The 24,475-nt window shown below is 57.5% G+C and carries 19 protein-coding genes and 1 other RNA gene; 9 read left to right on the top strand and 11 right to left on the bottom strand.

All coding sequences use genetic code 11. The features are described from left to right. The first annotated feature begins 12 nt into the window (after positions 1-12). The 3 genes from RMS95_RS04865 to RMS95_RS04855 are packed head-to-tail and all read left to right on the top strand — an operon-like array spanning position 13 to position 4,981. Positions 13-2,508: a DNA internalization-related competence protein ComEC/Rec2 gene (locus tag RMS95_RS04865; RefSeq protein ID WP_310644081.1), complete on the top strand. Its 2,496-nt coding sequence runs from the start codon at positions 13-15 to the stop codon at positions 2,506-2,508. Positions 2,509-2,549: 41 nt separating this feature from the next. Next, positions 2,550-3,995, top strand: a complete 1,446-nt coding sequence (locus RMS95_RS04860; protein WP_310644080.1) for a circularly permuted type 2 ATP-grasp protein — start codon at positions 2,550-2,552, stop codon at positions 3,993-3,995. A gap of 2 nt (positions 3,996-3,997) precedes the next feature. Then, a complete protein-coding gene (locus RMS95_RS04855) occupies positions 3,998-4,981 on the top strand; it encodes an alpha-E domain-containing protein (RefSeq protein WP_310644079.1) in 984 nt (327 codons plus the stop codon). A 16-nt stretch (positions 4,982-4,997) separates the two neighbouring features. On the opposite strand, the gene RMS95_RS04850 is transcribed toward RMS95_RS04855, so the two are convergent. Both RMS95_RS04850 and RMS95_RS04845 read right to left on the bottom strand, forming a co-directional pair. Further along, positions 4,998-5,273 (bottom strand): hypothetical protein, encoded by a 276-nt coding sequence (locus tag RMS95_RS04850; protein WP_310644077.1) that lies wholly within the window; start codon positions 5,271-5,273, stop codon positions 4,998-5,000. 7 nt (positions 5,274-5,280) lie between these two features. Then, positions 5,281-5,556: a hypothetical protein gene (locus RMS95_RS04845; RefSeq protein ID WP_310644075.1), complete on the bottom strand. Its 276-nt coding sequence runs from the start codon at positions 5,554-5,556 to the stop codon at positions 5,281-5,283. A gap of 199 nt (positions 5,557-5,755) precedes the next feature. Here RMS95_RS04845 and RMS95_RS04840 point away from each other — a divergent pair, with 199 nt between their 5' ends. Beyond that, positions 5,756-7,981, top strand: coding sequence for a tetratricopeptide repeat protein (locus RMS95_RS04840; RefSeq protein ID WP_310644073.1), 2,226 nt, complete (start codon positions 5,756-5,758; stop codon positions 7,979-7,981). A 58-nt stretch (positions 7,982-8,039) separates the two neighbouring features. On the opposite strand, the gene rho is transcribed toward RMS95_RS04840, so the two are convergent. Both rho and trxA read right to left on the bottom strand, forming a co-directional pair. Next, positions 8,040-9,302 (bottom strand): transcription termination factor Rho, encoded by a 1,263-nt coding sequence (gene rho / locus RMS95_RS04835; protein ID WP_108358770.1) that lies wholly within the window; start codon positions 9,300-9,302, stop codon positions 8,040-8,042. 200 nt (positions 9,303-9,502) lie between these two features. After that, positions 9,503-9,835, bottom strand: a complete 333-nt coding sequence (gene trxA, locus RMS95_RS04830; RefSeq protein WP_310644071.1) for a thioredoxin TrxA — start codon at positions 9,833-9,835, stop codon at positions 9,503-9,505. Positions 9,836-9,903: 68 nt separating this feature from the next. Between trxA and RMS95_RS04825 the strand changes: the two genes are divergently transcribed. Next, positions 9,904-10,548, top strand: a complete 645-nt coding sequence (locus tag RMS95_RS04825; RefSeq protein WP_310644069.1) for a DsbA family oxidoreductase — start codon at positions 9,904-9,906, stop codon at positions 10,546-10,548. A 14-nt stretch (positions 10,549-10,562) separates the two neighbouring features. Here the strand turns inward: RMS95_RS04825 and ffs are convergent. Then, positions 10,563-10,659: signal recognition particle sRNA small type (gene ffs, locus RMS95_RS04820), an RNA gene on the bottom strand. A gap of 70 nt (positions 10,660-10,729) precedes the next feature. Between ffs and dnaX the strand changes: the two genes are divergently transcribed. From dnaX to RMS95_RS04800, 4 genes are all read left to right on the top strand, one after another. Further along, positions 10,730-12,787 carry a DNA polymerase III subunit gamma/tau gene (gene dnaX / locus RMS95_RS04815; protein ID WP_310644068.1) on the top strand — a complete coding sequence of 686 codons (2,058 nt, stop codon included), beginning with the start codon at positions 10,730-10,732 and terminating at the stop codon, positions 12,785-12,787. Between the two features lie 33 nt (positions 12,788-12,820). Beyond that, entirely contained in the window at positions 12,821-13,144 is a 324-nt protein-coding gene (locus RMS95_RS04810) for a YbaB/EbfC family nucleoid-associated protein (RefSeq protein ID WP_310644067.1), read from the top strand. Beyond that, entirely contained in the window at positions 13,144-13,740 is a 597-nt protein-coding gene (gene recR, locus RMS95_RS04805; protein ID WP_310644065.1) for a recombination mediator RecR, read from the top strand. The genes RMS95_RS04810 and recR overlap by 1 nt, the downstream gene beginning before the upstream one ends. 122 nt (positions 13,741-13,862) lie before the next feature. Beyond that, positions 13,863-15,863, top strand: coding sequence for a methyl-accepting chemotaxis protein (locus RMS95_RS04800; protein WP_310644063.1), 2,001 nt, complete (start codon positions 13,863-13,865; stop codon positions 15,861-15,863). 93 nt (positions 15,864-15,956) lie between these two features. Here RMS95_RS04800 and RMS95_RS04795 read toward each other — a convergent pair whose 3' ends face one another. The 6 genes from RMS95_RS04795 to RMS95_RS04770 are packed head-to-tail and all read right to left on the bottom strand — an operon-like array spanning position 15,957 to position 24,305. Continuing rightward, positions 15,957-17,144 carry a cyclic nucleotide-binding domain-containing protein gene (locus RMS95_RS04795; protein WP_310644061.1) on the bottom strand — a complete coding sequence of 396 codons (1,188 nt, stop codon included), beginning with the start codon at positions 17,142-17,144 and terminating at the stop codon, positions 15,957-15,959. A 59-nt stretch (positions 17,145-17,203) separates the two neighbouring features. After that, a complete protein-coding gene (locus RMS95_RS04790) occupies positions 17,204-18,031 on the bottom strand; it encodes a hypothetical protein (protein WP_310644058.1) in 828 nt (275 codons plus the stop codon). A 7-nt stretch (positions 18,032-18,038) separates the two neighbouring features. After that, positions 18,039-19,982, bottom strand: coding sequence for a methyl-accepting chemotaxis protein (locus RMS95_RS04785; protein ID WP_310644056.1), 1,944 nt, complete (start codon positions 19,980-19,982; stop codon positions 18,039-18,041). Positions 19,983-20,041: 59 nt separating this feature from the next. After that, positions 20,042-20,509, bottom strand: coding sequence for a cache domain-containing protein (locus tag RMS95_RS04780; protein WP_310644055.1), 468 nt, complete (start codon positions 20,507-20,509; stop codon positions 20,042-20,044). Positions 20,510-20,562: 53 nt separating this feature from the next. Next, entirely contained in the window at positions 20,563-22,506 is a 1,944-nt protein-coding gene (locus RMS95_RS04775) for a methyl-accepting chemotaxis protein (protein ID WP_310644053.1), read from the bottom strand. Positions 22,507-22,562: 56 nt separating this feature from the next. After that, on the bottom strand, positions 22,563-24,305 hold the full coding sequence (locus RMS95_RS04770; RefSeq protein ID WP_310644051.1) for an EAL domain-containing protein: 1,743 nt from the start codon (positions 24,303-24,305) through the stop codon (positions 22,563-22,565). Between the last annotated feature and the right edge of the window lie 170 nt (positions 24,306-24,475).

Genomic DNA, 24,475 nt, shown 5'->3' with positions numbered 1-24,475 from the left:
CTTGGGTCTTGCATGCCGCGTTCTTTCAGTCGAATCACGCCGTGGTGCCTGGGCTGGCTGTTGGGCACGGGCTTGCAATTGCAACAAGCGGCGCTGCTGCCTATGGCGTTCTACGGTGGGTTGGCCTTTGCGGCCTTGTGCGCGTTGGCCTGGTTGCTACTTCGCCGCGTGCAGGCCAATGAAGCCTATGCGGTTCGTTCAGCGCTGGGTTGGGCGTTGCTGGCGCTGATTTTGGCCTTTGCCCAAACGGGTTGGCGCGCCCATTTCTATTTAGAGAGCCGTCTGAGTCCTGCGCTGGAAGGCCAATCCATTGAGGTGGACGGTGTGGTGGCCAGTTTGCCCCAGCGCACCGAGGACAGTGTGCGGTTTCGCTTGGAGGTGTTGACGGCAGACTTGCCCCGTTTCGTTTGGCTGGGTTGGTATGGCGCAAGTGTGTGGGGGGCAGACGCTGGGCGTCAAGTTACCCCTCCGCCAGAGGTGAAGGCAGGCGACCGCTGGCGCTTGACGGTGCGACTCAAAGCGCCGCATGGGCACATCAACCCGCACGGGTTTGACCATGAGCTTTGGCTGTGGGAGCAGGGCTTGCAGGCCACAGGTTATGTGCGCCATGGTGCGAAGGATGCGCCGCCCGAGTGGCTGGGCTCGACGTGGCGTTATCCCGTGGCCCAATTACGCCAAGCGGTTCGGGCCCGTGTGTCTGCGCAAGTGCCAGACCACGCCATGGCTGGCATTGTGTCGGCCTTGCTGCTGGGCGATCAAGCGGCCATTGAGCGTGCCGATTGGGATGTGTTTCGAGCCACGGGTGTGGCGCATTTGATGGCGATTTCGGGGCTGCACATCACCGGTCTGGCCTGGTTGGCTGCGGCGGGCATGGGGTGGCTGTGGCGACGAAGTGATGTGTGGGCAACTCGCCGACCTTGGAGTTTGTGGCTGCCTGCGCCCCATGCGGCGCAGTTGTGTGGGGTGGTGGTGGCGCTGCTGTATGCCGTGTTCACCGGTTGGGGGGTGCCTGCGCAACGCACGGTGTGGATGCTGGCCACCGTGGCGCTGTTGCGTTGGCAGGGGCTGCGCTGGCCTTGGCCGTCTGTCTGGTTGTTGGTGTGTGCGGTGGTGCTGGCGCTGGACCCGTGGGCGCTGTTGCAGGCGGGGTTTTGGTTGAGCTTTGTGGCGGTGGGTATTTTGTTTGCTTCGGGCAGCGCTGATGTGCCCACACGCTTGGCCGATCGCGATGCCGATGTGCGTGGGCTGCCAATGCGTCTGTGGCGGGCCGTGCATCGCATGGGGCGCGAGCAGTGGCTCATGAGCGTATGTTTGGCACCGTTGTGCTTGCTGCTCTTTCATCAAGTGTCGGTCGTTGGGTTGTTGGCCAATGTGTTGGCCGTGCCTTGGGTGACTTTGGTGGTGACGCCGCTGTGTGTGCTGGGCATGCTGTTTGCCCCAGCTTGGGGTTGGGCGGGCGAGGCTTTGCAAGTGTTGCGTTCGCTGTTGGGGGCGTTGGCGAGCGTGCCTTGGGCGCAATGGTCGGCCCCTGCTGCGCCCATGTGGGCGGGTGCTGCGGCGTTGCTGGGTATGGGGCTATTGGCACTGCGCGTGCCTCTGTGGATGCGGCTGTTGGGCTTGGCATTGGTCATGCCCGTGTTGAGTTGGCAAATGCCGCGTCCTGCGCATGGCACATTTGAGTTGCTGGCGGCAGACATGGGGCAGGGCCATGCCGTGTTGTTGCGCACCGCCACGCATGCACTGCTGTACGACACAGGCCCGCGCTATTCCGCCGAGACCGATGCGGGCCAGCGTGTCTTAGTCCCCTTGTTGCGGGCGTGGGGTGAGCGTTTAGACCGCGTGGTCATCAGTCACCAAGACAGCGACCACAGCGGCGGTGCCCCCGCTGTGCTGGCCATGCAGCCCGCGGCCGATGTGCTGACGTCTATGCCCGCGACCCACCCGATGCAGCAGCTGCGTCCCATGCAGCGCTGCGAACGCGGGCAGACTTGGGTGTGGGACGGTGTGCAGTTTGAGGTGTTGCACCCGCGTGCCGAAGACTACACACGACAGCTCAAACCCAATGCGCTGAGTTGTGTGTTGCGCGTCAGTGCCCCTCGCGTGCCTGTGCGCAGTGCGGCGGCGACACACCCATCCGCCCGCGATGCAAGCCCCTTCGTTTCCGCGCTGCTGGCGGGCGACATCGAAGCCGCGCAAGAGCAGTCGTTGGTGCAAAGTGGTCAAAGCTTGCAGGCCGATTGGTTGTTGGTGCCCCACCACGGCAGCGCCACCTCGTCGACGGCGACGTTTTTAGAAGCTGTGCGTCCCCAAGTCGCGATGGTGCAGGCGGGTTATCGCAACCGTTTTGGCCATCCTCGTGCCGATGTGCTGGCGCGTTACGCCCCATTGGGGGCTCAAGTCGTGCAGAGTCCCCGTTGTGGTGCGTCGTTGTGGCGCAGTGATCAACCCAATTTGGTGCATTGCGAGCGCGAAAACCAACATCGTTATTGGTTTCATCAAGTTCCGTAACATGGCATTTAATTTGCTAAGGTAAGTGCAGGAGTTCCCACATGCACAAGTTTGATGAAATGTATGCCCAGCTGCCGTATATCGACAGCGCGGTTCGTCCCCATTACCGGAACTACTTGGACTGGCTCAAGCGCCAAGATCCGCAGACCATGCGCGACAGGCGCGAAGAGGCGGAGATGATTTTTCGTCGCGTCGGCATCACCTTTGCGGTGTACGGCGACAAAGACGAAGATGGTTCAGGCACCGAACGCCTGATTCCGTTTGACCTGATTCCCCGCATCATTCCCGCCCACGAGTGGAAAGACATGCAAAAGGGCTTGGTGCAACGCGTGACCGCGTTGAACCGCTTCATTCACGACGTCTACCATGACCAAGAGATTTTGAAGGCCGGCCTCATCCCATCGGAGCAGGTGCTCAACAACGCGCAGTTCCGACCCGAGATGATGGGCGTGGATGTGCCCAACGGCGTGTACTCGCACATCAGCGGCGTTGACATTGTGCGAGCCCCCAATGCCGCAGGCGAGGGCGAGTACTACGTGCTCGAAGACAACCTGCGCGTGCCCAGCGGCGTGAGTTACATGCTCGAAGACCGCAAGATGATGATGCGTCTGTTCCCCGAGCTGTTCAGCCAACACCGCGTGGCCCCTGTGGCACATTACCCCGACTTGTTGTTGGAGACTTTGCGTGCCAGTGGTCCGTCGACCACCGACAACCCCACCGTGGTGGTGTTGACGCCCGGCATGTACAACAGCGCCTACTTTGAGCACGCCTTCTTGGCGCAGCAAATGGGCGTGGAATTGGTTGAAGGCCAAGACCTGTTTGTGAAAGACAACTTCCTCTACATGCGCACCACCCGTGGCCCCAAGCGCGTGGATGTGATTTACCGCCGCGTGGACGACGATTTCTTAGACCCCAAAGTCTTCCGCGCCACCTCCACACTCGGTTGCGCTGGCTTGATGGACGTCTACCGCGCAGGCCATGTGAGTATTTGCAACGCCGTGGGAACGGGCATTGCCGATGACAAGTCGATCTACCCTTACGTGCCGCAAATGATTGAGTTCTATTTGGGTGAAAAGCCCATCCTCAACAACGTGCCCACGTTCCAGTGCCGCAAAAAGGACGACTTGGCTTACACCTTGGCCAACTTGGACAAGCTGGTGGTGAAAGAAGTGCACGGTGCAGGCGGCTACGGCATGTTGGTCGGCCCTGCCGCCACCAAGGCGGAGATTGAAGAGTTCCGCCAAGTGCTGATCGCCAAGCCCGATGGCTACATCTCGCAGCCCACCTTGAGCTTGTCGAGCAGCCCGACCTACGTGGAAAGCGGCATTGCGCCGCGCCACATCGACTTGCGCCCGTTCGTGCTGAGCGGCAAGAGCGTGCAAATGGTGCCCGGCGGCTTGACCCGCGTGGCACTGAAAGAAGGCTCACTCGTGGTGAACAGCAGCCAAGGCGGCGGCACCAAAGACACATGGATTCTTGAGGTTTAACTATGCTGAGCCGTACCGCTGACCACCTGTTTTGGATGTCCCGCTATACCGAGCGGGCCGAAAATACCGCACGCCTGCTGGACGTGAACTACCAAACCTCGCTGTTGCCGCAGTCAGCCGAGGTGGCTCAAATGGGCTGGCAAGGCTTGCTGTCCATCAGCGAGTTGCTGCCTTCGTACCAAGCCCGCCATGGCGACATCACCCCGCACCATGTGATGGAGTTCATGGTGAAGGACGAAAACAACCCGTCTTCCATCATCTCGTGTTTGCGTGCGGCCCGTGAAAATGCGCGTGCGGTGCGTGGCAGCTTGACCACCGAAGTCTGGGAAACCCAAAACCAAACGTGGTTGGAGTTGAACCGCATGCTCAAAGGCGGCGAGTTTGAGCGTGACCCTGGGCAGTTCTTTGAGTGGGTGAAGTTTCGCTCGCATCTGTCACGCGGCGTGACCGTGGGCACCATGTTGATGGACGAGGCCTTGCACTTCATGCGCTTGGGCACCTTCCTCGAGCGTGCCGACAACACAGCCCGTTTGGTGGACGTGAAGTTCCATGCGGTGGCACATGACTTCTTTGGGCAAAACCAAAGCCAAAGTTCAGGCGCAGGTCAGGTTCAGGTCAAAGACCAAGACCACGATTTCTACCACTGGAGCGCGATTTTGCGCAGCGTCTCGGGCTTTGAGATTTACCGCAAGGTGTACCGTGACGTGATTCAACCCGAGCGTGTGGCTGAACTCTTGATCTTGCGCGCTGACATGCCGCGTTCGCTGCATGCCTGCTTGAACGAGGTGGTCAACAACATCGCCATGGTGTCGGATGACCATGCCATCGACAGCTATCGCCGCGCGGGCAAGCTGCGTGCCGAGATGGAGTTCGGGCGCATTGAAGAAATCTTGGCCAATGGTCTGCACGCCTACCTCACGCAGTTCTTGGACCGCGTGAATGAGATTGGCGCGAGCATCAGCCGAGAGTTTTTGGTGCCGAATTGATTGGCTTGACGGAGGGTCAGTACACCGTGTCGTGGTCGCCCACATTGATGAGAATGATCTGCTGATCTTGAATCAGCAGCTCCAAGGTGATGCGGTAAGACAGATTGATCGACACCGAGTGCAAGCCTGCAAGTCGACCCGACAAAGCGTGCAGTCGCAAAGACGGGTGATGCGGGTTGAGCTCTAGCAAGGCCAGCGTTTTGGCATAAGGGTTACGCAGCTCAGGATGCCGCTTTAAAAAACGCACGACACGGCGCATGTAGCTGTCGGTGATGACCAGCACGTAAGGCATGGGCGTGTCAGTGACCAGCGTTGTCGCTTAGAAGGGCATCAAGGCGAGCCATGTGATCATGCGCGGTTTCTTGCACCACACGACCTGCGGCCAAGTCGGCCTTGCTTTGCATCAGGGCTGCTTCCAACTCGCACTCACGCAAGTAGTGGTAGTGCGCCATGTCCATCACCACAAACCGTTCTTTGCCACGCACGGAGATGGCAGCTTCGGTTTGCTCAGCCAGCACCGATTCAATGGCGGCGATGCCGCGTACTTTGAGGTCATTGGCGGTGAGTTGTTGCATAGGGTTGGGATATTTACTGGATATCGTACTATTTTCAGTGCGAATTAACGCATTGTCAATCGTACGATTCAGGCGTGTACCTAACACGCTGATGCCTGCTGATAAATGCATCGCTGGGTGGGTAAGTTGCTTAAAAGCAATAGCTTTTCCAAGACAATCACCTCATTATTTTTGACGTGATGAGAATAGTAAAAAGTTCATGCAGCCATCGATCCCCGAATCCACCGACGTTGCCCAAGAATTGCCGCAGGCAGCAGCGACCTACAACGAAGGCAACGCGCATTTCCGTTCAGGGCGTTGGGCGCAAGCACTGCAGTGTTACGAGCAATGCTTGAAAGACAACCCGCAGATGGAGCCTGCGGCGTTGCAGTTGGCGCGTTGCTGGGTCAATTTGGGCGATGGCGCGGCGGCGCGGCAAACGTTCACGCACTTGCTCAAAGCGTTCCCTAACAATTACAGCGCTTGGCTAGAGGCGGGCCATTTGTGCCGTCAACAGGGTGTGCCGCAGCAAGCGGTGGCCAGCTATCAAAAGGCGGTACAGGTCGCCCCAGAGCGTTTTGAGGCGCGCTTGGGGTTGGCCCGCGTGTTGGAGGAGTTGGGGGAGTTTGAAGGGGCGGCTGCGGCTTATCACCACGCCCTCAACGCGGCAGGCGCTGAGAAGAACCGCACGGTGCATTGGCGCATGGCCAAGTACCGGCTGGAGCGCGGCGATGCAGCCCGTGCCTTGGAGGCCATGCGCCAAGCCTTGCTGATCTTGCGCATCAGCAACGAGACCCTGGACGACAACGAGCGCGCCGAAATGCAAATGGACTTGGCTGATATTTTCTTGCGCTTAGGTATGACCCAAGATGGGCACCGTGCGTTCGAGCGGGCGAGTGTGGCCACGTCAGAGGCCACCTTGGTGCGTTTGGCCGACTTGTCGTTCCGGTACAACCTGTGGCAAGAAGCCCAATCGGTCTTGCGTCGCAATGTCGAATTGCATCCTGACAGCGACACGGCACATTGGAACTTGGCCCATTCTTTGGCCGAGAGCTGGAACATGCAAGAGGCCTTGGAGTCGCTGGCGCGTGCCGAGGCGATTGCGCCGCAGTCGGGTGCCAAGTCGATGCGTGCCAGCGTGGCGGGGCGATCGGGCGACGCCGACACGGCCTTGCAGTTGTACAAAGCTTTGGCTGATGAAGAAGGGCCGGGCTCCAAAATGCATTCCAGCGCGGCCATGAGTTCGCTTTACAGCGACAAACTGTCGGCGCAAGAGGTGGCCGATTTGCACCGCACGATGTTTGCGCACTTGGGTGAGAACGCGCGTACCGTCAGCAGCTTTAAGAATGACCGATCGCCCAAGCGCAAGCTGCTTCTGGGCTTGGTGTCGGCAGATTTTCACCACCAACACCCCGTCAATATCTTCATGCAGCCCGTGCTGGCGCGCCTGAACCCCAAAGCGTTTGAGGTGACGATGTATTTCACAGGGGACTCACACGACGAGCAAACCCAGTTGGCCAAGCGCCGCGTGGCGCATTGGGTGGAAGTGACGAATTGGAGCGATGCGCAGTTGGCGCGCCGCATCGAAGAAGACGGCATCGATATTTTGTTGGACTTGTCGGGCCACACCAGCATGCAGCGCATGGCGTTGTTCGGCCAGCGTGCTGCGCCGGTGCAGGCCACGTTTTTGGGCTACCCCGGATCAACTGGCATGCCCAACATCGATTGGTTGGTGGCCGACCCCGTGGTGGCCCCCAAAGGCAGTGAAGGCTTGTTCAGCGAAAAGCTGGCGCGCTTGCCCAACAGCGTGTTTTGCTTCGCGCCCGAGGTGGATTACCCGTACCCCAACTACACGCAGGCACACGCCACGCGGCCACTGACCTTTGGGTCGTTCAACAACGTGCCCAAGCTCACACCACACACGGTCAAGCTGTGGGCGGCGGTGTTGCACGAAGTGCCTGGCTCACGTTTGCTGCTGAAAGCACCCAGTTTCAAGGACGAAGGCGCTGTGGCGGCGTTTGCCCAGCGCTTTGAGGCCGAGGGCATTGCGCGTGACCGCCTCGAGTTCCGCGGCCCCGTGGGGTTGACCGACATGATGGCCGAGTACGCCGATGTGGATATTGCGCTCGACCCCGTGCCCTACAACGGCGGCACCACCACCTTGCAAGCCCTGTGGATGGGCGTGCCCGTGGTGGTGAAAGCGGGCAGCAACTTTGTGTCCCGCATGGGCGCGAGCTTCATGAGCGCGGCCGGGCTGCCGGAGTGGGTGGCCGATTCGGATGCCGACTACGTGCGTATTGCCGTGTCCATGGCCCAAGATCGCCAAGCCCTGCTGGCGCTCAAACAAGGTTTGCGCGAACGCTTGGAGGCATTGCCAGCCTGGAATGTGGACCAATACACCCGTGACTTTGAGGAAGCGTTGCGCAAGATGTGGACGACTGCTTAAAGAAAAGGGCGTCTGCGGTAAACCGCATACGCCCTTTGTCTTTTAGCGCAGAGAGGCTTTAGCCGCCGCGACGCATCATGTCGAAAAACTCGACGTTCGACTTGGTCGCCTTCATGCTCTTCAACACCATTTCCATGGATTCGATTTCGTCCATGTTGTACATGAACTGGCGCAGGATGCGTGTCTTTGACAAGATCTCGGGTGGCAGCAACAGCTCTTCGCGGCGTGTGCCGCTGCGGTTGAGTTGAATGGCGGGGAACACGCGCTTTTCGTACAAGCGGCGGTCGAGGTGAATTTCGCAGTTACCTGTGCCTTTGAACTCTTCAAAAATCACTTCGTCCATGCGGCTGCCGGTGTCCACCAAGGCCGTGGCGATGATGGTGAGTGAGCCACCTTCTTCCACTTTACGGGCCGCACCAAAAAAGCGCTTGGGGCGTTGCAAAGCATTGGAGTCCACACCACCTGACAACACTTTGCCTGAGGATGGAACCACGTTGTTGTAAGCGCGTGCGAGGCGGGTGATGGAGTCGAGCAAGATGACCACATCTTTTTTCAATTCCACCAAGCGCTTGGCGCGTTCAATCACCATTTCGGCGACGTGCACGTGGCGTGCGGCGGGTTCGTCAAAGGTGGAGGCAATCACTTCGGCTTTGACCGAACGCTGCATTTCTGTCACTTCTTCGGGGCGCTCGTCCACCAGCAACACCATCATGTGGGCATCGGGGTAATTGGCTGCAATGGCGTGGGCGATGTGCTGCATCATCACGGTCTTACCGCTCTTTGGCGGGGCAACGACCAAGGCGCGTTGGCCTTTGCCGATGGGCGCAATGATGTCGATGATGCGGCCGGTGATGTTTTCCTCGCCCTTGATCTCGCGTTCCAACTTCATCTGTTCGCGGGGGAAGAGCGGGGTCAAGTTCTCGAACATGACCTTGTGTTTGTTGTTCTCAGGCAGGTCGTCGTTGACCTTGTCGAGTTTGGTCAATGCAAAGTATCGCTCGCCATCTTTGGGAATGCGCACTTCGCCTTCAATCATGTCACCCGTGTGCAGGTTGAAGCGGCGCACTTGGCTGGGGCTGATGTAGATGTCGTCAGTCGAGGCGGTGTAGCTGGTGTCGGGGCTACGCAAGAAGCCAAAGCCGTCGGGCAAGATCTCGAGCACGCCATCGGCAAACACTTGCTCGCCAGCGCGGGCGCGCTTTTTGATGATGGCAAACATCAGCTCTTGCTTGCGCATGCGGCCTGTGTTTTCGATTTCGAGTTCTTCGGCTTGTTTCAGCACTTCAGACACGTGCAGTGCCTTGAGTTCGTTCAGATGCATCTTGGGACTCCAGTAAGGGAGTTCGTTAAAAAATTGGGGGGAGGTCGTGTGCGAGGCGTAAGGTGCCTCTAAGACCAGAATTCAAGCCCATTGTGGGAACCAACAGCCTCATGGGCAGTTGGCGAATTCAAATTTGATTATGACAGGAAAAAAGCCCGCTGATTTTGCAATCAGCGGGCTTGTGCGACGGTGGCTAGGAATTAAGCCAGTTGTTGGTCAATGAACGCGGTCAATTGGGCCTTGCTCATAGCGCCCACTTTGGTCGCGGCCAGTTGGCCGCCCTTGAACAACATGAGTGTTGGAATGCCGCGAATGCCAAATTTGGCAGGAATGTCACGGTTTTCATCCACATTCATCTTTGCAATTTGCAATTTGCCTTCGTAGGCGGTAGACACTTCGTCCAAGATGGGGGCGATCATCTTGCAAGGACCGCACCATTCAGCCCAGTAGTCCACAAGTACGGGCTTGTCAGCTTGCAGAACGGCTGCCTCGAAGGTAGTGTCGGTAATATGTTTGATCAGATCGCTTGCCATGGTGGGGTCCTCTGTGAATTGGCTATACAGCTACAGTTGGGGCATTGTGGCAGAAACCAAGTACACCTATGAAAACTCTCACTATTGACGTTGTCTCCGATGTTGTCTGTCCTTGGTGCTATGTCGGCAAGCGACGCCTTGAGGGTGCCTTGGCACTTTGGGCCGCCGAGCACCCCGATATCACCCCCGAAGTGCGTTGGCACACGTTCCAGCTCAACCCAGACATGCCCCAAGAAGGCATTGAGCGCGCCGAATATGTGCGCAACAAGTTTGGCGACCGTGCGGGCAGCATTTACGAGCGCGTCACTGGCGTTGGTGAAGAACTCGGCATTGACTTCGCGTTTGACCGCATCGCACGTCAGCCCAACACCGTGGTCGCACACAGCTTGATTGCCGTGTCCGAAGCCGGGGAAGCGCAAGACCGCATGGTCGAGGCCTTGTTCAAAGGCTATTTTCTAGATGGCAAAGACCTGACCGATGCCGTGCAGCTGATGGAAATCGCCGTCACAGCGGGGATGACGCCCGAGTTGGCATTGCAAACCCTTGAAGACGGGGCCCTGCACACCCAAACCCTGGACAGCGACCAAGCCGCTCGTGAAATGGGCATCACCGGCGTGCCGTTTTTCATCTTCAATCGCAAGGTGGGTTTGTCGGGTGCGCACGAAAGCGAGACCTTGGTGCAAGCCATGCATGAGGCATTGGCTGACCAATAAGAGAAAAGAGGGGGGGTGACGGACCTTGACCCCAGCACTGGCTCCACAGTTAGGGCTGCTCGGTTCCCCGCCTGACCCGGTTGGCCGCTTCACCATGTGGGAAGGCCCGTCACATTGAATTGTAGCGACACATCGGCACTGTTTGAGATTCGACATGCGCTCGCTTTAGAATCTCGCGCTTATGTCTTACCTTGTGCTCGCCCGTAAATACCGTCCTAAAACCTTCACGGAGATGGTGGGGCAAGAGCACGTGGTGCAAGCGCTGACCAATGCGCTGACCACGCAACGCCTGCACCATGCCTACTTGTTCACTGGCACACGCGGCGTGGGCAAAACCACGGTATCGCGTGTGTTGGCCAAATCGCTCAACTGCCAAGGCGTGGATGGCACGGGGGGCATCACGGCCAATCCTTGCGGTGTGTGCCAAGCCTGTACCGACATCGATGCCGGCCGTTTTGTCGACTACACCGAGCTTGATGCGGCCTCCAACCGTGGCGTAGACGAAGTTCAAAGCCTTTTAGAGCAAGCGGTTTACAAGCCCGTGCAAGGCCGCTTCAAGGTCTTCATGATTGACGAGGTGCACATGCTCACCAACACCGCGTTCAACGCGATGTTGAAGACGCTGGAAGAGCCACCCGAATATTTGAAATTTGTGCTCGCCACGACCGACCCGCAAAAAGTGCCGGTCACCGTGTTGTCGCGCTGCCTGCAGTTCAACCTGCGCCCCATGGCCCCAGAAACCGTGCTGGAGCACTTGGGCCATGTGTTGGGCCAAGAACAGATTGTGTCCGAGCCTCAAGCCTTGCGCTTGTTGGCCCGCGCCGCACGCGGCTCCATGCGCGACGCCTTGAGCTTGACCGACCAAGCCATTGCGTTTGGCGGCGGCCAGTTGCAAGAAACCTCGGTGCGCCAAATGTTGGGCAGCGCCGACCGTTCGCATGTGTTCCGTTTGATCGAGGCCTTGGCGCATGGCGACGGTAAATCGGTGGTCGAAACGTCTGAAGCTTTGCGTTTGAATGGCCTCAGCGCCGCAGCAACGTTGGAAGACATGTCCATGGTCTTGCAACGCATGGCTGTGCTGCAAGCTGTGCCCAGCATGGCCGAAGCCGATGCGGACCCCGAAACCGTGGATATGGCGCGTTTGGCAGACCTCATGCCCGCCGACGAAACCCAGTTGCTCTATAGCCTGTGTTTGCACGGTCGCCAGGAACTGGGCTTGGCCCCCGACGAATACGCCGCGCTCACCATGGTGCTGCTGCGCTTGCTGGCCTTCAAGCCCAAAGGGGCCGCGACCAGCACTTCGGCTTCGGCTGAAAAAAAAACTCTGATTGAAGCGCCGCGCGCGTCGTCAGCGCCTGCAGCCACCGCGCATCCTGCTGCAACTGCTGCAACTGCTGCGATTTCGCCGACGCTGAACCACCCCCCAATCGCCATGCCAGCGGCCGTGGCACCTAGGGCAGCCTCGAGTGCGCCGCCCACGCAGCCTCTTCCTGCCACCCAGCCCGTTGCCGAACCCGTTGCGCCTGTGGCCATTCAACCGCCCAAGAACTCAGAAGCTGCGCAGCACCCGTCGCCTGCAGCTGCGCCACCTGTTCACGTCGCAGCGCCGACCCGCGTGCCTCCCGCCCCCCAAGGTCAAGCCCTGCCTGTGCGCGAGATGTCCGCGCCCGCCGGTCAGGCCCCCGAGTTCATCCCCTCAGACGACGAAGACGACGCGCCTTACGCCCCCGAGTACGACGACTTTGACCACGACTCCGATGCCGCCGTCGTCGCCATGCCTGTGCGCGAGCAGCCTGTGCCCAGCGCACAACTCGAACCGTTGGTACCCACCACCGTCGTGCCACAGGTCGAAGCCACGCCCGAGGGCGAGTTTTGGCACGGTTTGGTCATGCAAATGTCAGCCGCAGAAACCATCAACGCCTTGGTGCGCGAGTTGGGCTTGCAGTCGCAACTCATGGCGCGTGACACCGACACGTGGATGCTGCGCGTCGAGCGCGAGTCGCTCAACAGCGCCATGAGCCGCGAGCGCCTGCAAGCCGCGTTGGCCACAGCGGGTTACCCCGTGCGCTTGACGGTGGAAGTGGGCCGCGTGCAAGACAGCCCCGCCAAACGCAATGCCGTAGCGGCTGCCCAGCGCCAAGCGGGTGCGGAAGCCATCATCCTCAACGACCCCTATGTGCAGACCTTGATGCGCGACTTTGGCGCACGCATCGTGCCCGGCAGCATCAAGCCTGTTTAAGTTTTCAATCTCCATTTATTAAAAGGACGACCCATGTTCAACAAAGGACAACTCTCTGGCTTGATGAAGCAAGCCCAAGCCATGCAAGACAACCTCAAAAAAGCGCAAGACGAGTTGGCGCACATTGAAGTGACGGGCGAGTCGGGCTCGGGTTTGGTCAAAGTGTTGATGACCTGCAAACACGATGTCAAACGCATCACCATCGACCCCAGCCTGCTGGCCGACGACAAAGACATGCTCGAAGACTTGGTCGCCGCCGCCTTCAACGACGCCGTGCGCAAAGCCGCTGAAACCAGCGAAGCCAAGATGAGCAAACTCACCGCCGGTTTGCCACCCGGCATGAAGTTGCCCTTTTAATGGCCGCTGTTTCTGCGCTCGATGGCCTGATTCACGCCTTGCGCCGCTTGCCCGGCGTGGGCGTCAAATCGGCCTCGCGCATGGCCTATCACCTGCTGCAGCACGACCGCGAGGGCGCAGAGCTGCTCTCGCAGGCCTTGCACGAGGCCGTTGGCCAAGTGCGCCACTGCGAGCTGTGCCACACCTTCACCACGCAAAGCATTTGCGAAACGTGCTTGGATGACAGCCGCGACAACTCACGTTTGTGCGTGGTTGAAACCCCCGCCGACCAATCGGCCATTGAGCGCACCGCAGCGTTCAAAGGCCTGTACTTCGTGTTGATGGGCCGCATCAGCCCGCTCGACGGCTTTGGCCCCAAAGACATTGGCTTGGAAAAACTCATCGACCGAGCCAGCGACGGTGTGGTGAAAGAAGTCATCTTGGCCACCAACTTCACCGCCGAAGGCGAGGCCACCGCCCATGTGTTGACCGAAACTTTGAAAAAGCGCGGCGTGCAAGTGACCCGTTTGGCACGCGGCGTGCCCGTGGGTAGCGAGCTGGAATACGTCGACTTGGGCACCATTGCGCATGCGATGGTGGATCGGCGTAACGCCTGAACGCTCCAATCAAGGGCATCTCCCATTGACGAATTTGTAATTTTCTGTCGGCTCATGTTGGTTTTGACGAATTAGAATGAGTTTGCCGTTTTGCGGCCGAATTTCAGCAAGGAAAAAATTCAATGAACGTCAAATCTCGGTTGATTTTGGGTGGGGTCGTCTCCTTTGTGGGACTGATCTTGGTGTCCATCGTGGCGCTGTCCATCGAAAAATCGACCATGCTGGAAGACCGCAAGCTCAAGACGCGCCATTTGGTGGAGTCGGTGCACGGCGTTGTGACACATTTCCAAGCCTTGCAAAAGGCGGGCGCGCTGAGTGAAGAAGAGGCGCAAGCGGCAGCCATGCAAGCTGTCAAGGCCATGCGCTATGAAACCAAAGAGTATTTTTGGCTGAACGACCAAGGTCAGCCTATTCCCCGCATGCTCATGCACCCCACGGTGCCGGCCTTGGAAGGCAAGGTGTTGGACGCCCCCAGTTTCAACTCCGCCACCAGCCAGCAATTTGGCTTGGATGCGCCGGCACAAAAGACCGACGGCAAAAAGAACATCTTTGTTGCCTTCACCGAAGTGGCCAGCCGCTCGGGCGAAGGCTTTGTGACTTACAACTGGCCCAAGCCCAAAGCGGGTGGCGGCACGACGACGGAGTTGTATGAAAAACTCTCCTTCGTTAAAAAAATTGACGGCTGGAATTGGGTGGTCGGCACAGGCATTTACATCGACGACGTCGAAGTGATCTTCTGGCAACACGTCACGCAGTTCTCGATGTTGGTATTGCTGGTCATGCTCATCATTGCGGCGGTCATTCGTTGGCAAGTCAAGAGCATCACTCAACCTCTGGAGTCCTTGCGCAACATGGTGACACTGGTCGAGACAACCTCTGACTTTTCGCGTCGTATTCAAGATATTTCGGATGATGAGGTGGGGCAAACTGCCCGCGCGTTCAACCAACTCATGTCGGCACAGCAGCTGGCCATTTCCGAAGTGAACAACGCGGTGGAAGCTTTGGCTGCCGGTAACTTTGATGTGTCGATTACCGCGGACCTCAAAGGTGATTTGCGCACCATGAAAGACGCCGTCAACGCCAGCGCTGCCAGCGTTAAAACCACCATGGACGGCTTGGCAGAAGTGATGATTGCATTGCACAACGGTGACTTCACGCAACGCATGTCTAGCCAAGTGAAGGGCGACTTGCGCCGCTTGGTGGACCAAGCCATGCAGGCGATGCAAACCTTGTTGGGCGATGTGGCGACCGTGATGAACGACGTGGCATCAGGCGACTTGACTGGCCGCATCACCGCCGATGGTCGTGGCGATTTGGCCAGCCTCAAAGGCAACATCAACCAGTCGCTGGACGCCCTGAGTGCTGCCATGCGTGCCATCAACAGCAACACCCGCCAAGTGGCGGCTGCGGCCAACCAAACCAGCCAAGCCATCAGCCAAATCAGCGATGGCGCGCAAAACCAAATGCACGGCATTGCGCAATTGGCCAACGCTGTGAAAGAGACAGCCGCTTCTGTGACGGACGTGTCACGCAACACCGAAACCGCCAGCAGCCGCTCGCGTGAGTCGGTGGACATCGTGCGCAGTGGCAAAGCCAAGATGGCCACGATGGTGGAAGTGGTCAATGGCATTGCGGCCAACTCCGAGAAGATCAACAAGATCACGGAAGTGATCGAAAGCATTGCCAACAAAACCAATTTGCTGTCGCTCAACGCGGCCATCGAAGCGGCTCGTGCGGGCGAGCATGGCAAAGGCTTCTCCGTCGTGGCGGAAGAGGTGGGCAAGCTCGCGGCCAGCAGCGCCGAGAGCACGCAAGAGATCACCGTGTTGGTTCAGCAAGCGGTCGCAGAAGCGCGTCGCGCGGTGGCCACCGTGCAAGACGTCAGCGCCGACATGGAGCGCATTGAAGCCGGAGCCACCGAAGCCGATGGCATGATGCAGCGCATCTCCGCCGCTTTGGAAGAGCAAAGCAACGCGGTGCAAGAGATCAACGCCAACGTCTCGACCTTGGACCGCATCGCGCAGTCCAACGCTTCTGCCAGCGAAGAGATCACAGCGACCGTGATTGAGTTGTCCAAAATCGCTGACGGCACACGTCGTGAAGTGGAACAGTTCAAGATCTGATCGTGCACAAACTCGGGCGAAGCCCGAGCCCAACAAAAATGCCGCTTTTCAGCGGCATTTTTGTTGGGTTCGCACTGAGCGCGAAGGCGCGCGTTAGAACGTGTTTTGCAAATGCATGATGCGGTCTGCCGTGTACCGCACGATGCCGCGAATGCCTGGGTTGGCATGTTCCAAGCCGCGCAAAGCTTTGTCGATGGGGATGTTCATCAGCGTCACGGTGTCCAAGCTGGTCAAGGCCCAAGGCAATGTCTTGTCCAGCAGCGCTTCGGCCAAGCCCAGCACGCTGCCTGGCCCCAGTTTGTATTTCTTGGGGCCAATGGCGGCCTCCACGTGACCTTGCACAATGATGTAGCCCAAGCCCAACTCGGTGTCGTCAGGCGAGCCCAGAACAGTTCCTGCCTCGTGCACGGTGGTGTGCAGTTTGTTCGAGGCCAGCAGTTTCAAGAACATCAACTCGTCGCTGCTCATGCCCTTGTTGTCGCCAGTTGCGTAGACCTCATCCAGAATTTTCTGCACTTGGGTGGACGACAGGTTGTTGTCGTTGGTGACCTCGTAGTCCAACTCGTCGCTGTCCACAGACTTGCTGATCTTGTTGGCCATGTTGAGTTGCAGCAACATGGCTTCAACCACAGGCGTCAAGATGCCGGGGTCTGATTTCAAGATCGCGCGTAAAGGCTCGGTGCTGATTTCCAGACACACCACGCGGGTGTGGGCACGGGCCGAGGCGCCGCGCACGCCACCTTCCAAAATGGCTTGTTCGCCAAAGGACACGCCTTTGTTGAGAACCGCAATGCTGTTGCCCGTTTTGGCGTCGAAGATCTCCACCGAGCCTTCCAAGATGATGGCCAGATGATCGGCCTTGTCGCCTTGGTTGAACAGGACTTTGCCTTCTTCGTAAACGATCGATTCACCTGCACCCTCGCTGCTCACCTTGCGGCGGGGGACCCGTGGGGCAGCTGCTCCGGCTTGTGATGCCGCGTCTGCCGATGCTTTGCGTGTGGGCGCAGACGGGGCAGGGGCAACCACGGCGCGCACGGGGGCTGCTGCGCGTGATGGCAAGGATTTGACGTTGAGCTTTTGAACACGCTCCAAGTCGGCCAATGTGGCGCGGCCATTGGCCACCTCAATGGCCACCCGCAGCTCGTATTCCATGCGGCGGGCAAACTCAGACAACACAAAGCCGACCGGTGGACGGCCAGGCGTGTGCATGAACCGCTCGACGGCGTCAGTTTTGGGGGTGCGAGAGGCCGTTGGGGCTTCTTGATTGGGTTCTGCGGACATTGCTGCTTAAAAAGGAGAGGCGGCGTTCAGCGGGTCACAAAGGTTGGGTCTTAGGGCCTTTAGGCCTGCTCAAGTTCTGCAATTTGCTGATCAATGGTGGTTTGGATACCCAGTAATCGGCTCGACGGGCTGGAAAATAAGGCCATGTGCTTCAAAAAAAACAAACGACCTTTGTTCGTGAGCAGCGATTGTGAGCGATCTGGGGCCACGGGCGCCCATTCGTCCGAGAGTTGTTGGGTCAGACTGAGGCCTGTCGCAGGCAGCGTGCTGGCCAAGATGTCGCATTCTTGAATCAACACCAAGAGGCAGCGGGGGTCTGACACATCAAAGGGCAGGCCTGCAATGGCTTGGTGCGACTCGGGTACGAAGGCCGGATCGGTTTTCAAAATCAACGCGCCGACCAAGGCTTGGTCGTCTTTGTGTACCTTGTGTTGGTTCATGTAAGGCGTGAGCGCCTTGACAGACAAAGCTTCAATTTCAGAACGGAATTGGTTGATCTGACCGTTGTGCAAAAAGTCGTGGCTCACGACCGTCAACATGGCCAGCCATTCGGCGTGGGAGGGCAGATCAGTCGCTGCGCGACCCGCAACTTGGCGCTCATTGGCCAAAAGCACCGTCAACGACACCACGGCGTCGGCAAAGTGCAAACGGTTGTGGTACTGCGGTTCTTGGTGGCGGTGGGCACGGCTTTGGCCATCTTTTTCAATCGCCTCAATGACCGAAAAAATGCAGTCATGCAGCGCTTGATCGCGCGAAGACAAACGGGCACCACGGAGGAAGCCCAGTTGGCCCAAGGCGCTGTGGACCACAACGGCCATGCCCGGCCAATCGTGGGGCCACTTGGTACGCAAATTGTCCAATGTGGCTTCTAAATACAAAAGATTCATGACCACCTTATAGGATGAATTTCTCAACTTCACGACGTGTGGAATCTGCAATCTTGGACAGTTCCATCACGGTTTCCGTGATTTCTTCAGAGGCAGCAGAGTTGCTACGTGCAATGTTATCAACACTAGAGAGGTTGGCGTTGATTTGTTCGACCGCTGAGCTTTGTTCTTCGAGCGCGCCAGCAATGCGTTGCAGCATATCGTCGGTCTCTTGCGAGCCGCTTTCAATGCGTGCCATGTCGGCGCTGACTTCTTGCACGGCCAACACAGCTCGGCGTGTTTCGGCAACCGCGTGTTGCACCAGTTGGGCAATTTCTTGTGAACTCTCGGCGCTGTTGACGGCGAGTTTGCCCACTTCGTCGGCCACCACGGCAAAGCCTTTGCCGTGTTCGCCCGCCCGCGCAGCTTCGATGGCCGCGTTGAGCGAGAGCAGGTTGGTTTTGTTAGCGATCTTTTCGATCACTTCGGTGATCTTGTTGATCTTTTCGGAGTTGGCCGCAATGCTGTTGACCACCTCGACCATGTGCGCCATTTTGCGAATGCCATCGCGCACGATGCGCACAGATTCTTTCGATTTTTGGCTCGCCACTTCGGTGTTACGCGAGACATCGGCGACCGAAGTAACGGTTTGACGCACCGCCGTGGCCACTTGGCCAATGGCGTGGGTTTGGTTCAAGGCGCCGTCTGAAATTTGTCCCACAGCTTGGCTCGATTGGGCCGACGCAGAGGCGACTTGACGCGCGTTTTGGTTGATCACGCGCATCGAGCCGCTCACGGCATCGAGGGACAGATTGATGTTGTTTTTCAAGGTCAACAAGTCACCACGGCCTTGGGCGTTGACTCGCAAGCTCAAGTCGCCTTGCGAGACACCCTTCATGACGCTGCCCACATCGCCCAACATGCTGTTGAGCGATTGCATGGCGTCGGCCGCTTGTTCCATGGCGCGTTTGTATTCGCCTGTGACATCGATGTGCAGATGCTTTGAGAAGTCGCCGTTTTGCAGGGCTTGCATGATGTCGTTGAGGCCATTCATCGTGGACTTCACGCTTTCAGCGGAGTCGTTGACGGCTGCTTTCATGACGGCCATGTCGCCTTTCAAGGGGGCGTCCACGCGACGGCTGAAGTCACCCGCAGACACGGCACCCACGACGGAGTTGACTTCTTGCACTGCACTTTGCAGCGATTGCAGCAAAGCGTTCAATGAGATGGCTGTTTGGCCCACTTCATCGCCACTTTCGACCTTGATGCGCAAAGAAAAGTCTGCGCGGTCTTCGATGGCTGAAATTTGCGCTTGCATGGCGCGTAAGGGACGAGCGATTTTTTTGCCTGCAACGTAGGCCAGCAACAAGCCCGCAAGGATGGCAAACAGCAGGGCCGCAACTTGCACGGCCTGTTGCAGGTCAATGCTTTCGTTTAGCTTTTTTTGCGCATTCGAGGCGCCAATGCGGCTGGCAGCACCCACCATGTGCAGCGTTTCGATGAGTTCGTCGTACGCTTTGTCGGCGTCTTGCATCATCATGGCGCCGAGGTTGGTGTCTGAGGTCGACGAGTCGTAAGCCTCACGCACCGCGTTTTCGTAGGTTTGAATGGGCTTGAGAAGGCTTCGCAAACGCGCGTTGGGGCTGGCTTCTAGGTCACGCCCCACGTCGCCCAGCGCCGTCAGCTGTTCCGTCATCATGGCTTCAGCTGATTGGGCCGCTTTGTCACTTTTGAGGTTGAGCAAAGCCAAGCTTCGGTAAGCCGCGGCGTGCGTGGCATTGACCGTGGCTTCGGTCTCTTGCGCCATGCGCTCGGTGGCCACAGAGTCGGCCAGCATGTCATTCACACTGGTTTGAAACGCCTGCATGTTGACGTAACTGAAAATGCCAAAGCCCAACAGCAAAACGGCCACCAAAAGGGGGGCCATCATGAGCTTGTTGGCAATGCTCATTTTTTTGTAAACAGCGGTCATCGGTTCAATCCAGCAAAGTTCGGGGCACCATGGCACTCAGGCGTGCCATGGCAGGGGCATCACAGTTTGTAAATGCCACCGCAAACGATCACATTGCCCACCTTTTCGCAATAAGCCTGTTTGGCTTGCACGGTTTTGGTCAATGGATCGGTGAACTTGTAGTCTTGCCAGAATTTGCCCTTCGAGCTGGCCAACTCCACACGCTCTTTGATGAACTCTTTGCCATCTGGATCTTTCAGGTTGATCAGATCTTTGCCGACTTGCTTGGGGTTTTGGCCGTGTGCCAAGCATTTGCCGGTGATGTCATACACCACCAAATACAAATCGCGGTCTACGAAGGTTTTGCTGGGGGCCGTCAGGTCGACATAAGCGCCATCACCTTTGGCCTTGACTGCGGCAACCCCTTTGGCCACCATGGCTTCTGCTTCTGCTTTGTTGGCACGTTCGCCAGCAGCAAAGCTGACCGAGTGGGTCAAAGCCAGTACGGAAATCAATGCAGCTGCCAAAAATCTTATTTTTTTGATCATTTTGTCGTCCTTGTTGTAAAAATGGAATTAATTAGATTTCCACCAACTTTACCTTACATGGAGAATTTCTCAACTTCTCGGCGTGTTGCGTCTGCAATTTTTGACAGTTCCACCACACTTGCCGTGATTTCTTCAGAGGCCGAGGCGTTGCTGCTGGCAATTCGGTCCAAATTGAACACGTTGGCGTTGATTTCTTCGGTGGCGCTGCTTTGCTGTTCCAACGCTGCGGAGATACGTTGCAGCATTTGATCGGTCTCGCGGGAGGCGAGTTCGATGCGGGTCATGTCTTGGCTGACCTCCTTCACGGTGGCCACAGCTTTGGCGGTTTCAGACACGGCTTGTTGCACCAATTGGGCAATCTCTTGCGAGCTTTCGGCGCTGTTGGCGGCCAATTTACCGACTTCTTCGGCGACCACGGAGAAGCCTTTGCCGTGCTCGCCAGCGCGTGCAGCTTCGATGGCCGCATTCAAGGACAGCAGGTTGGTTTTGTTGGCAATCTTCTCGATCACTTCAGTGATTTGGTTGATCTTGTCTGAGTTGGCAGCAATGCTGTTGACCACGTCCACCATGTCGTTCATCTTCTTCATGCCTTCGCGCATGATGGCAATCGACTCTTGCGATTTTTGGCTGGCGACGCTGGTGTTGCGCGAAACATCGGCGACGGAGGTCGCGGTTTGACGCACGGCTGCCGCGACCTGCGAGATGGCATGTGTTTGGTTTTGTGCACCGTCTGAAATTTGACCAATGGCATTGCTGGTTTCGTTCGCGGCTGTGGCCACTTGGCGCGTGTTGCCGTGGATGGCGCGCAAGGCCGAACTCATCGAATCCAGCGAGGTGTTGATGTTGTTTTTGAGGGTGATCAAATCACCGCGACCTTCGGCGGTCACGCGTTGCGACAAGTCGCCCTGAGCCACGCGGCTCATCACATGTCCTACGCCGCCAATCATGGCTTCGAGTGCCACCATGGCCGAGGTGGCTTGGTCCACGGCCTGTTTGAACTCACCATGCACTTGCGCGGTTGAACGCGCGGCAAAGTCACCTTGCGACAGCGCGTGCAAAACCTTGCTGAGGTCTTGAATCGTGGCCTGAATGCTGTCCACGGAAGCATTGATGGCTTCTTTCATGGTTTTCAGATCGCCATGCAAATTGGCATTCACACGTTGGCTGAAGTCACCCTCGGCCATGGCGGTAACCGTGCGGTTGACTTCACCGATGGCGGTTTGTTGGGCTTCCAACAAGGCATTGAACGCTTGTGCCGTTTGTCCCACTTCGTCGTTGCTGCTCACCGCCACGCGTTTGGAGAAGTCGGAGCTCTTTGCCACTTCGCGCACCATTTGGCGTACTTTCTCAAGTGGGCCGCTGACTGAGCGAACAATCCACAACGCAAACACAGCACCTAAACCCAAGCCCACCAAAATCAAGCCAATGCTGAAGACGCGGTTGAAGGCGTAGCTGTCGTTGGAGGCGTCGTACTCTTGCTTCGCGACTTTGAGTTGAACTTCGATCAGGTCTGAAAATTTGCCGCTGATGGGGTCGATGGCGGGGTAGAGCGGACCTGCCGTGAATTCGGCAATGGCTTGCTTGTCTTCACGGGTCAAGATCTCGCGCAGGTGATCCAGTTCAATTTGGGTGCTTTTGAACAGGGGCTCAATTTCAGCCACCAAGCGTTCTTCTTCGGCCACCAAGACCGTGTTTTTGTAGTGCTTCCACTTGTCGGTGATCTGCAGTTCGGCGTCCGCCAAGTTTTTACGGCCTTCTTCCCAAGAAATATTGCCGTTGCGCACTTTGTGCGACGTGTCCACGATGTTGACCGCATACATGTCGGCAATCACCTTGAGGTCGCGCAAGGGCACCACGCGGTCGTCATACACCGTCTGCAAGCCCGCCACACACATGGCCATGCCGCGCAGTCCGTTCACACCGATCGTGACCGACAACAGCCCGAGCAGAGCAACCAACAGCATCAATCGTGTGCCTACGTTCAAATTTTTTAACACGTGTGTCTTCCTTGTATCTTTTGTTTTATCGGTGTGAGTGACTGAATCTGAAGTGCTCAGTGAATGGCAAAGGGTTGGCGTTCGATCAATTCCAATGCTTGCATGGGGTTAACGGCACGCGAATAGCAAAAGCCTTGGATGGACAAATGACCGAGGCTTTTGGCAATCGACAGCTGTTGGGGCGATTCCACACCCTCAATCACCACCTCGAGACCTAGGTTTTTGGCCAAATTCACGATGCCGCGCAGCAGTTCAAGATCACGGCTGGAGCTGGTGACGTCGGAGATGAATGAGCGATCGACTTTGATTTCACGCAACGGGATGCTGCGTAATCGCGACAAGGACGAGGTGCCGACACCAAAGTCGTCTACGCTGAGGCGAAAGCCCGCTTGTTGCAATTCGTTGAAGATGTCTTCGCCCGTACTGCCCAAATTGGCCAGCACAGTTTCTGTGATTTCAAGGTAAATCTGGTCGGGCGACACGCCTGCTTCTTTGACCAAACGGCTCAAACTGGTGCGGAAATGTTCAGACAGCAATTCGCCATTGGAGACGTTGAATGACACGGGCAAATTCACACCCTTGGCTTGCCATTGCGCCATCGTGGCGACCACTTGTTCAAAAATTTGCAATCCGACGTCGAGCATCAAACTGGAGCTCTCCAGCACGGGCAAAAACTCACCGAGCGGAATCAGACCGCGCTCAGGATGTTGCCAACGCAGCAAGGCTTCAAATCCCAATATTTGTCCGGTGTCGGAGCACACTTTGGGCTGAAAGAACGGTTGGAATTGCTTGCGCTCCATTCCCAAAATCACGTTGTGTTCGGTGGCGCGGGGGCGTGGGGTTTGACCCTCTTGGGCGTTGTAAGTCAAACAGTCGTTGCCGCCGCGCATTTTGACGGCACGCATGGACATTTCGGAGTCCGTCAACAAGGCTTCAAATTCAGAATGAACCAACACGCCTGACGCCACACCTGCGCTGAGCGAGAACACAAAGCGTTGGTTGTGTGTTTCGAGGGGCTCGCCCAAGCAATTTTGCAAGCGCTTGCACCAGTCGGTCAAACCGATCAAGGGGTGTTCTGAAATCAGAACCAAGGCAAACTCGTCGCCCGATAGGCGGCACATGCCCACATCCCAACCGTTGGCATCGCTCTCATGACGCAAAAACGCGTCAATCCGGTGGCCAATGGCGGTGATGGCGTGATCGCCTGCGTCATAGCCCAGCAAGTCATTGACCCTTTTGAAGCGGTCAATGTTGATGCAAGCCACCGCCACACAGGCGGTCGGTGCGCTGGCCATGGCCAAGGTTTTGACTTCGTTGAAACGCTCTTTCAGATAGTTACGCGTGTGAAAGACGGTGGCCGTATCTGGTTTCTTCAAACCCAAGCCTTGCAGGGCGTTGCGCAACTGTTCTTGCAAGGCCAGCTCTCGGCTCCGATCAGAGAACAGCGCCACAAAGCGTTCACCCGATGTGCTGTCGGTGTGAGGCAGCAAGCGCAGTGTCAATTGCACAGGCACAGCCTGTGCATTCGATGTGTGAATGAAGGTATCCAAACTCAGCGTTTGGTGATTGGCTGAGTGTTGGTGGATTTGGTCGATGAAATAAGGCAGGTCATCGCGCAATTCGGTGATGAGGTTGACCACGCGCGCACCTTTGAGTTCCGACTGGCCGAAACGAAACAGGTGTTCTGCCGCCGCATTGGCATCGATCACAGACCCTTGGGCGTCAAAAGTCAGGATGGCCTCTTGTGAGGCATCCAGCATGGCGCGTAGTTGTAGCTCTTGGACGGTGGGCGCTTGCATCAATGACAGGTTTTTTCTAGTCCCATATTGTTGGCGGATTCAAGGACGAAGTGCAACACGCTTTAACGAGGCATGGAATACCTCGTGAGGTGTCTTGAATCCTAGTCGCTTTCTGGGGCGATGATTCAATCGGTTTTCAATCATAGTCAATTCCTCATCCGTCACGGTTT

The sequence above is a fragment of the Limnohabitans sp. genome (assembly GCF_031539175.1).
Taxonomy (GTDB): Bacteria; Pseudomonadota; Gammaproteobacteria; order Burkholderiales; family Burkholderiaceae_C; genus Limnohabitans.
The sequence above is the reverse complement of the archived record's forward strand: the minus strand, read 5'-3'. Positions and strand labels throughout refer to the sequence as shown.

Coding starts and splice junctions, on each gene's coding strand:
- RMS95_RS04800 (WP_310644063.1), top strand. CDS start 13,863: ATGAACGTCAAATCTCGGTTGATTTTGGGTGGGGTCGTCTCCTTTGTG.
- trxA (WP_310644071.1), bottom strand. CDS start 9,835: ATGGCAAGCGATCTGATCAAACATATTACCGACACTACCTTCGAGGCA.
- RMS95_RS04770 (WP_310644051.1), bottom strand. CDS start 24,305: ATGCAAGCGCCCACCGTCCAAGAGCTACAACTACGCGCCATGCTGGAT.
- RMS95_RS04845 (WP_310644075.1), bottom strand. CDS start 5,556: ATGCAACAACTCACCGCCAATGACCTCAAAGTACGCGGCATCGCCGCC.
- RMS95_RS04855 (WP_310644079.1), top strand. CDS start 3,998: ATGCTGAGCCGTACCGCTGACCACCTGTTTTGGATGTCCCGCTATACC.
- RMS95_RS04865 (WP_310644081.1), top strand. CDS start 13: ATGCCGCGTTCTTTCAGTCGAATCACGCCGTGGTGCCTGGGCTGGCTG.
- RMS95_RS04780 (WP_310644055.1), bottom strand. CDS start 20,509: ATGATCAAAAAAATAAGATTTTTGGCAGCTGCATTGATTTCCGTACTG.
- RMS95_RS04825 (WP_310644069.1), top strand. CDS start 9,904: ATGAAAACTCTCACTATTGACGTTGTCTCCGATGTTGTCTGTCCTTGG.
- RMS95_RS04810 (WP_310644067.1), top strand. CDS start 12,821: ATGTTCAACAAAGGACAACTCTCTGGCTTGATGAAGCAAGCCCAAGCC.
- dnaX (WP_310644068.1), top strand. CDS start 10,730: ATGTCTTACCTTGTGCTCGCCCGTAAATACCGTCCTAAAACCTTCACG.
- RMS95_RS04850 (WP_310644077.1), bottom strand. CDS start 5,273: ATGCCTTACGTGCTGGTCATCACCGACAGCTACATGCGCCGTGTCGTG.
- recR (WP_310644065.1), top strand. CDS start 13,144: ATGGCCGCTGTTTCTGCGCTCGATGGCCTGATTCACGCCTTGCGCCGC.
- RMS95_RS04790 (WP_310644058.1), bottom strand. CDS start 18,031: ATGAATCTTTTGTATTTAGAAGCCACATTGGACAATTTGCGTACCAAG.
- RMS95_RS04860 (WP_310644080.1), top strand. CDS start 2,550: ATGCACAAGTTTGATGAAATGTATGCCCAGCTGCCGTATATCGACAGC.
- RMS95_RS04840 (WP_310644073.1), top strand. CDS start 5,756: ATGCAGCCATCGATCCCCGAATCCACCGACGTTGCCCAAGAATTGCCG.
- rho (WP_108358770.1), bottom strand. CDS start 9,302: ATGCATCTGAACGAACTCAAGGCACTGCACGTGTCTGAAGTGCTGAAA.
- RMS95_RS04795 (WP_310644061.1), bottom strand. CDS start 17,144: ATGTCCGCAGAACCCAATCAAGAAGCCCCAACGGCCTCTCGCACCCCC.
- RMS95_RS04785 (WP_310644056.1), bottom strand. CDS start 19,982: ATGACCGCTGTTTACAAAAAAATGAGCATTGCCAACAAGCTCATGATG.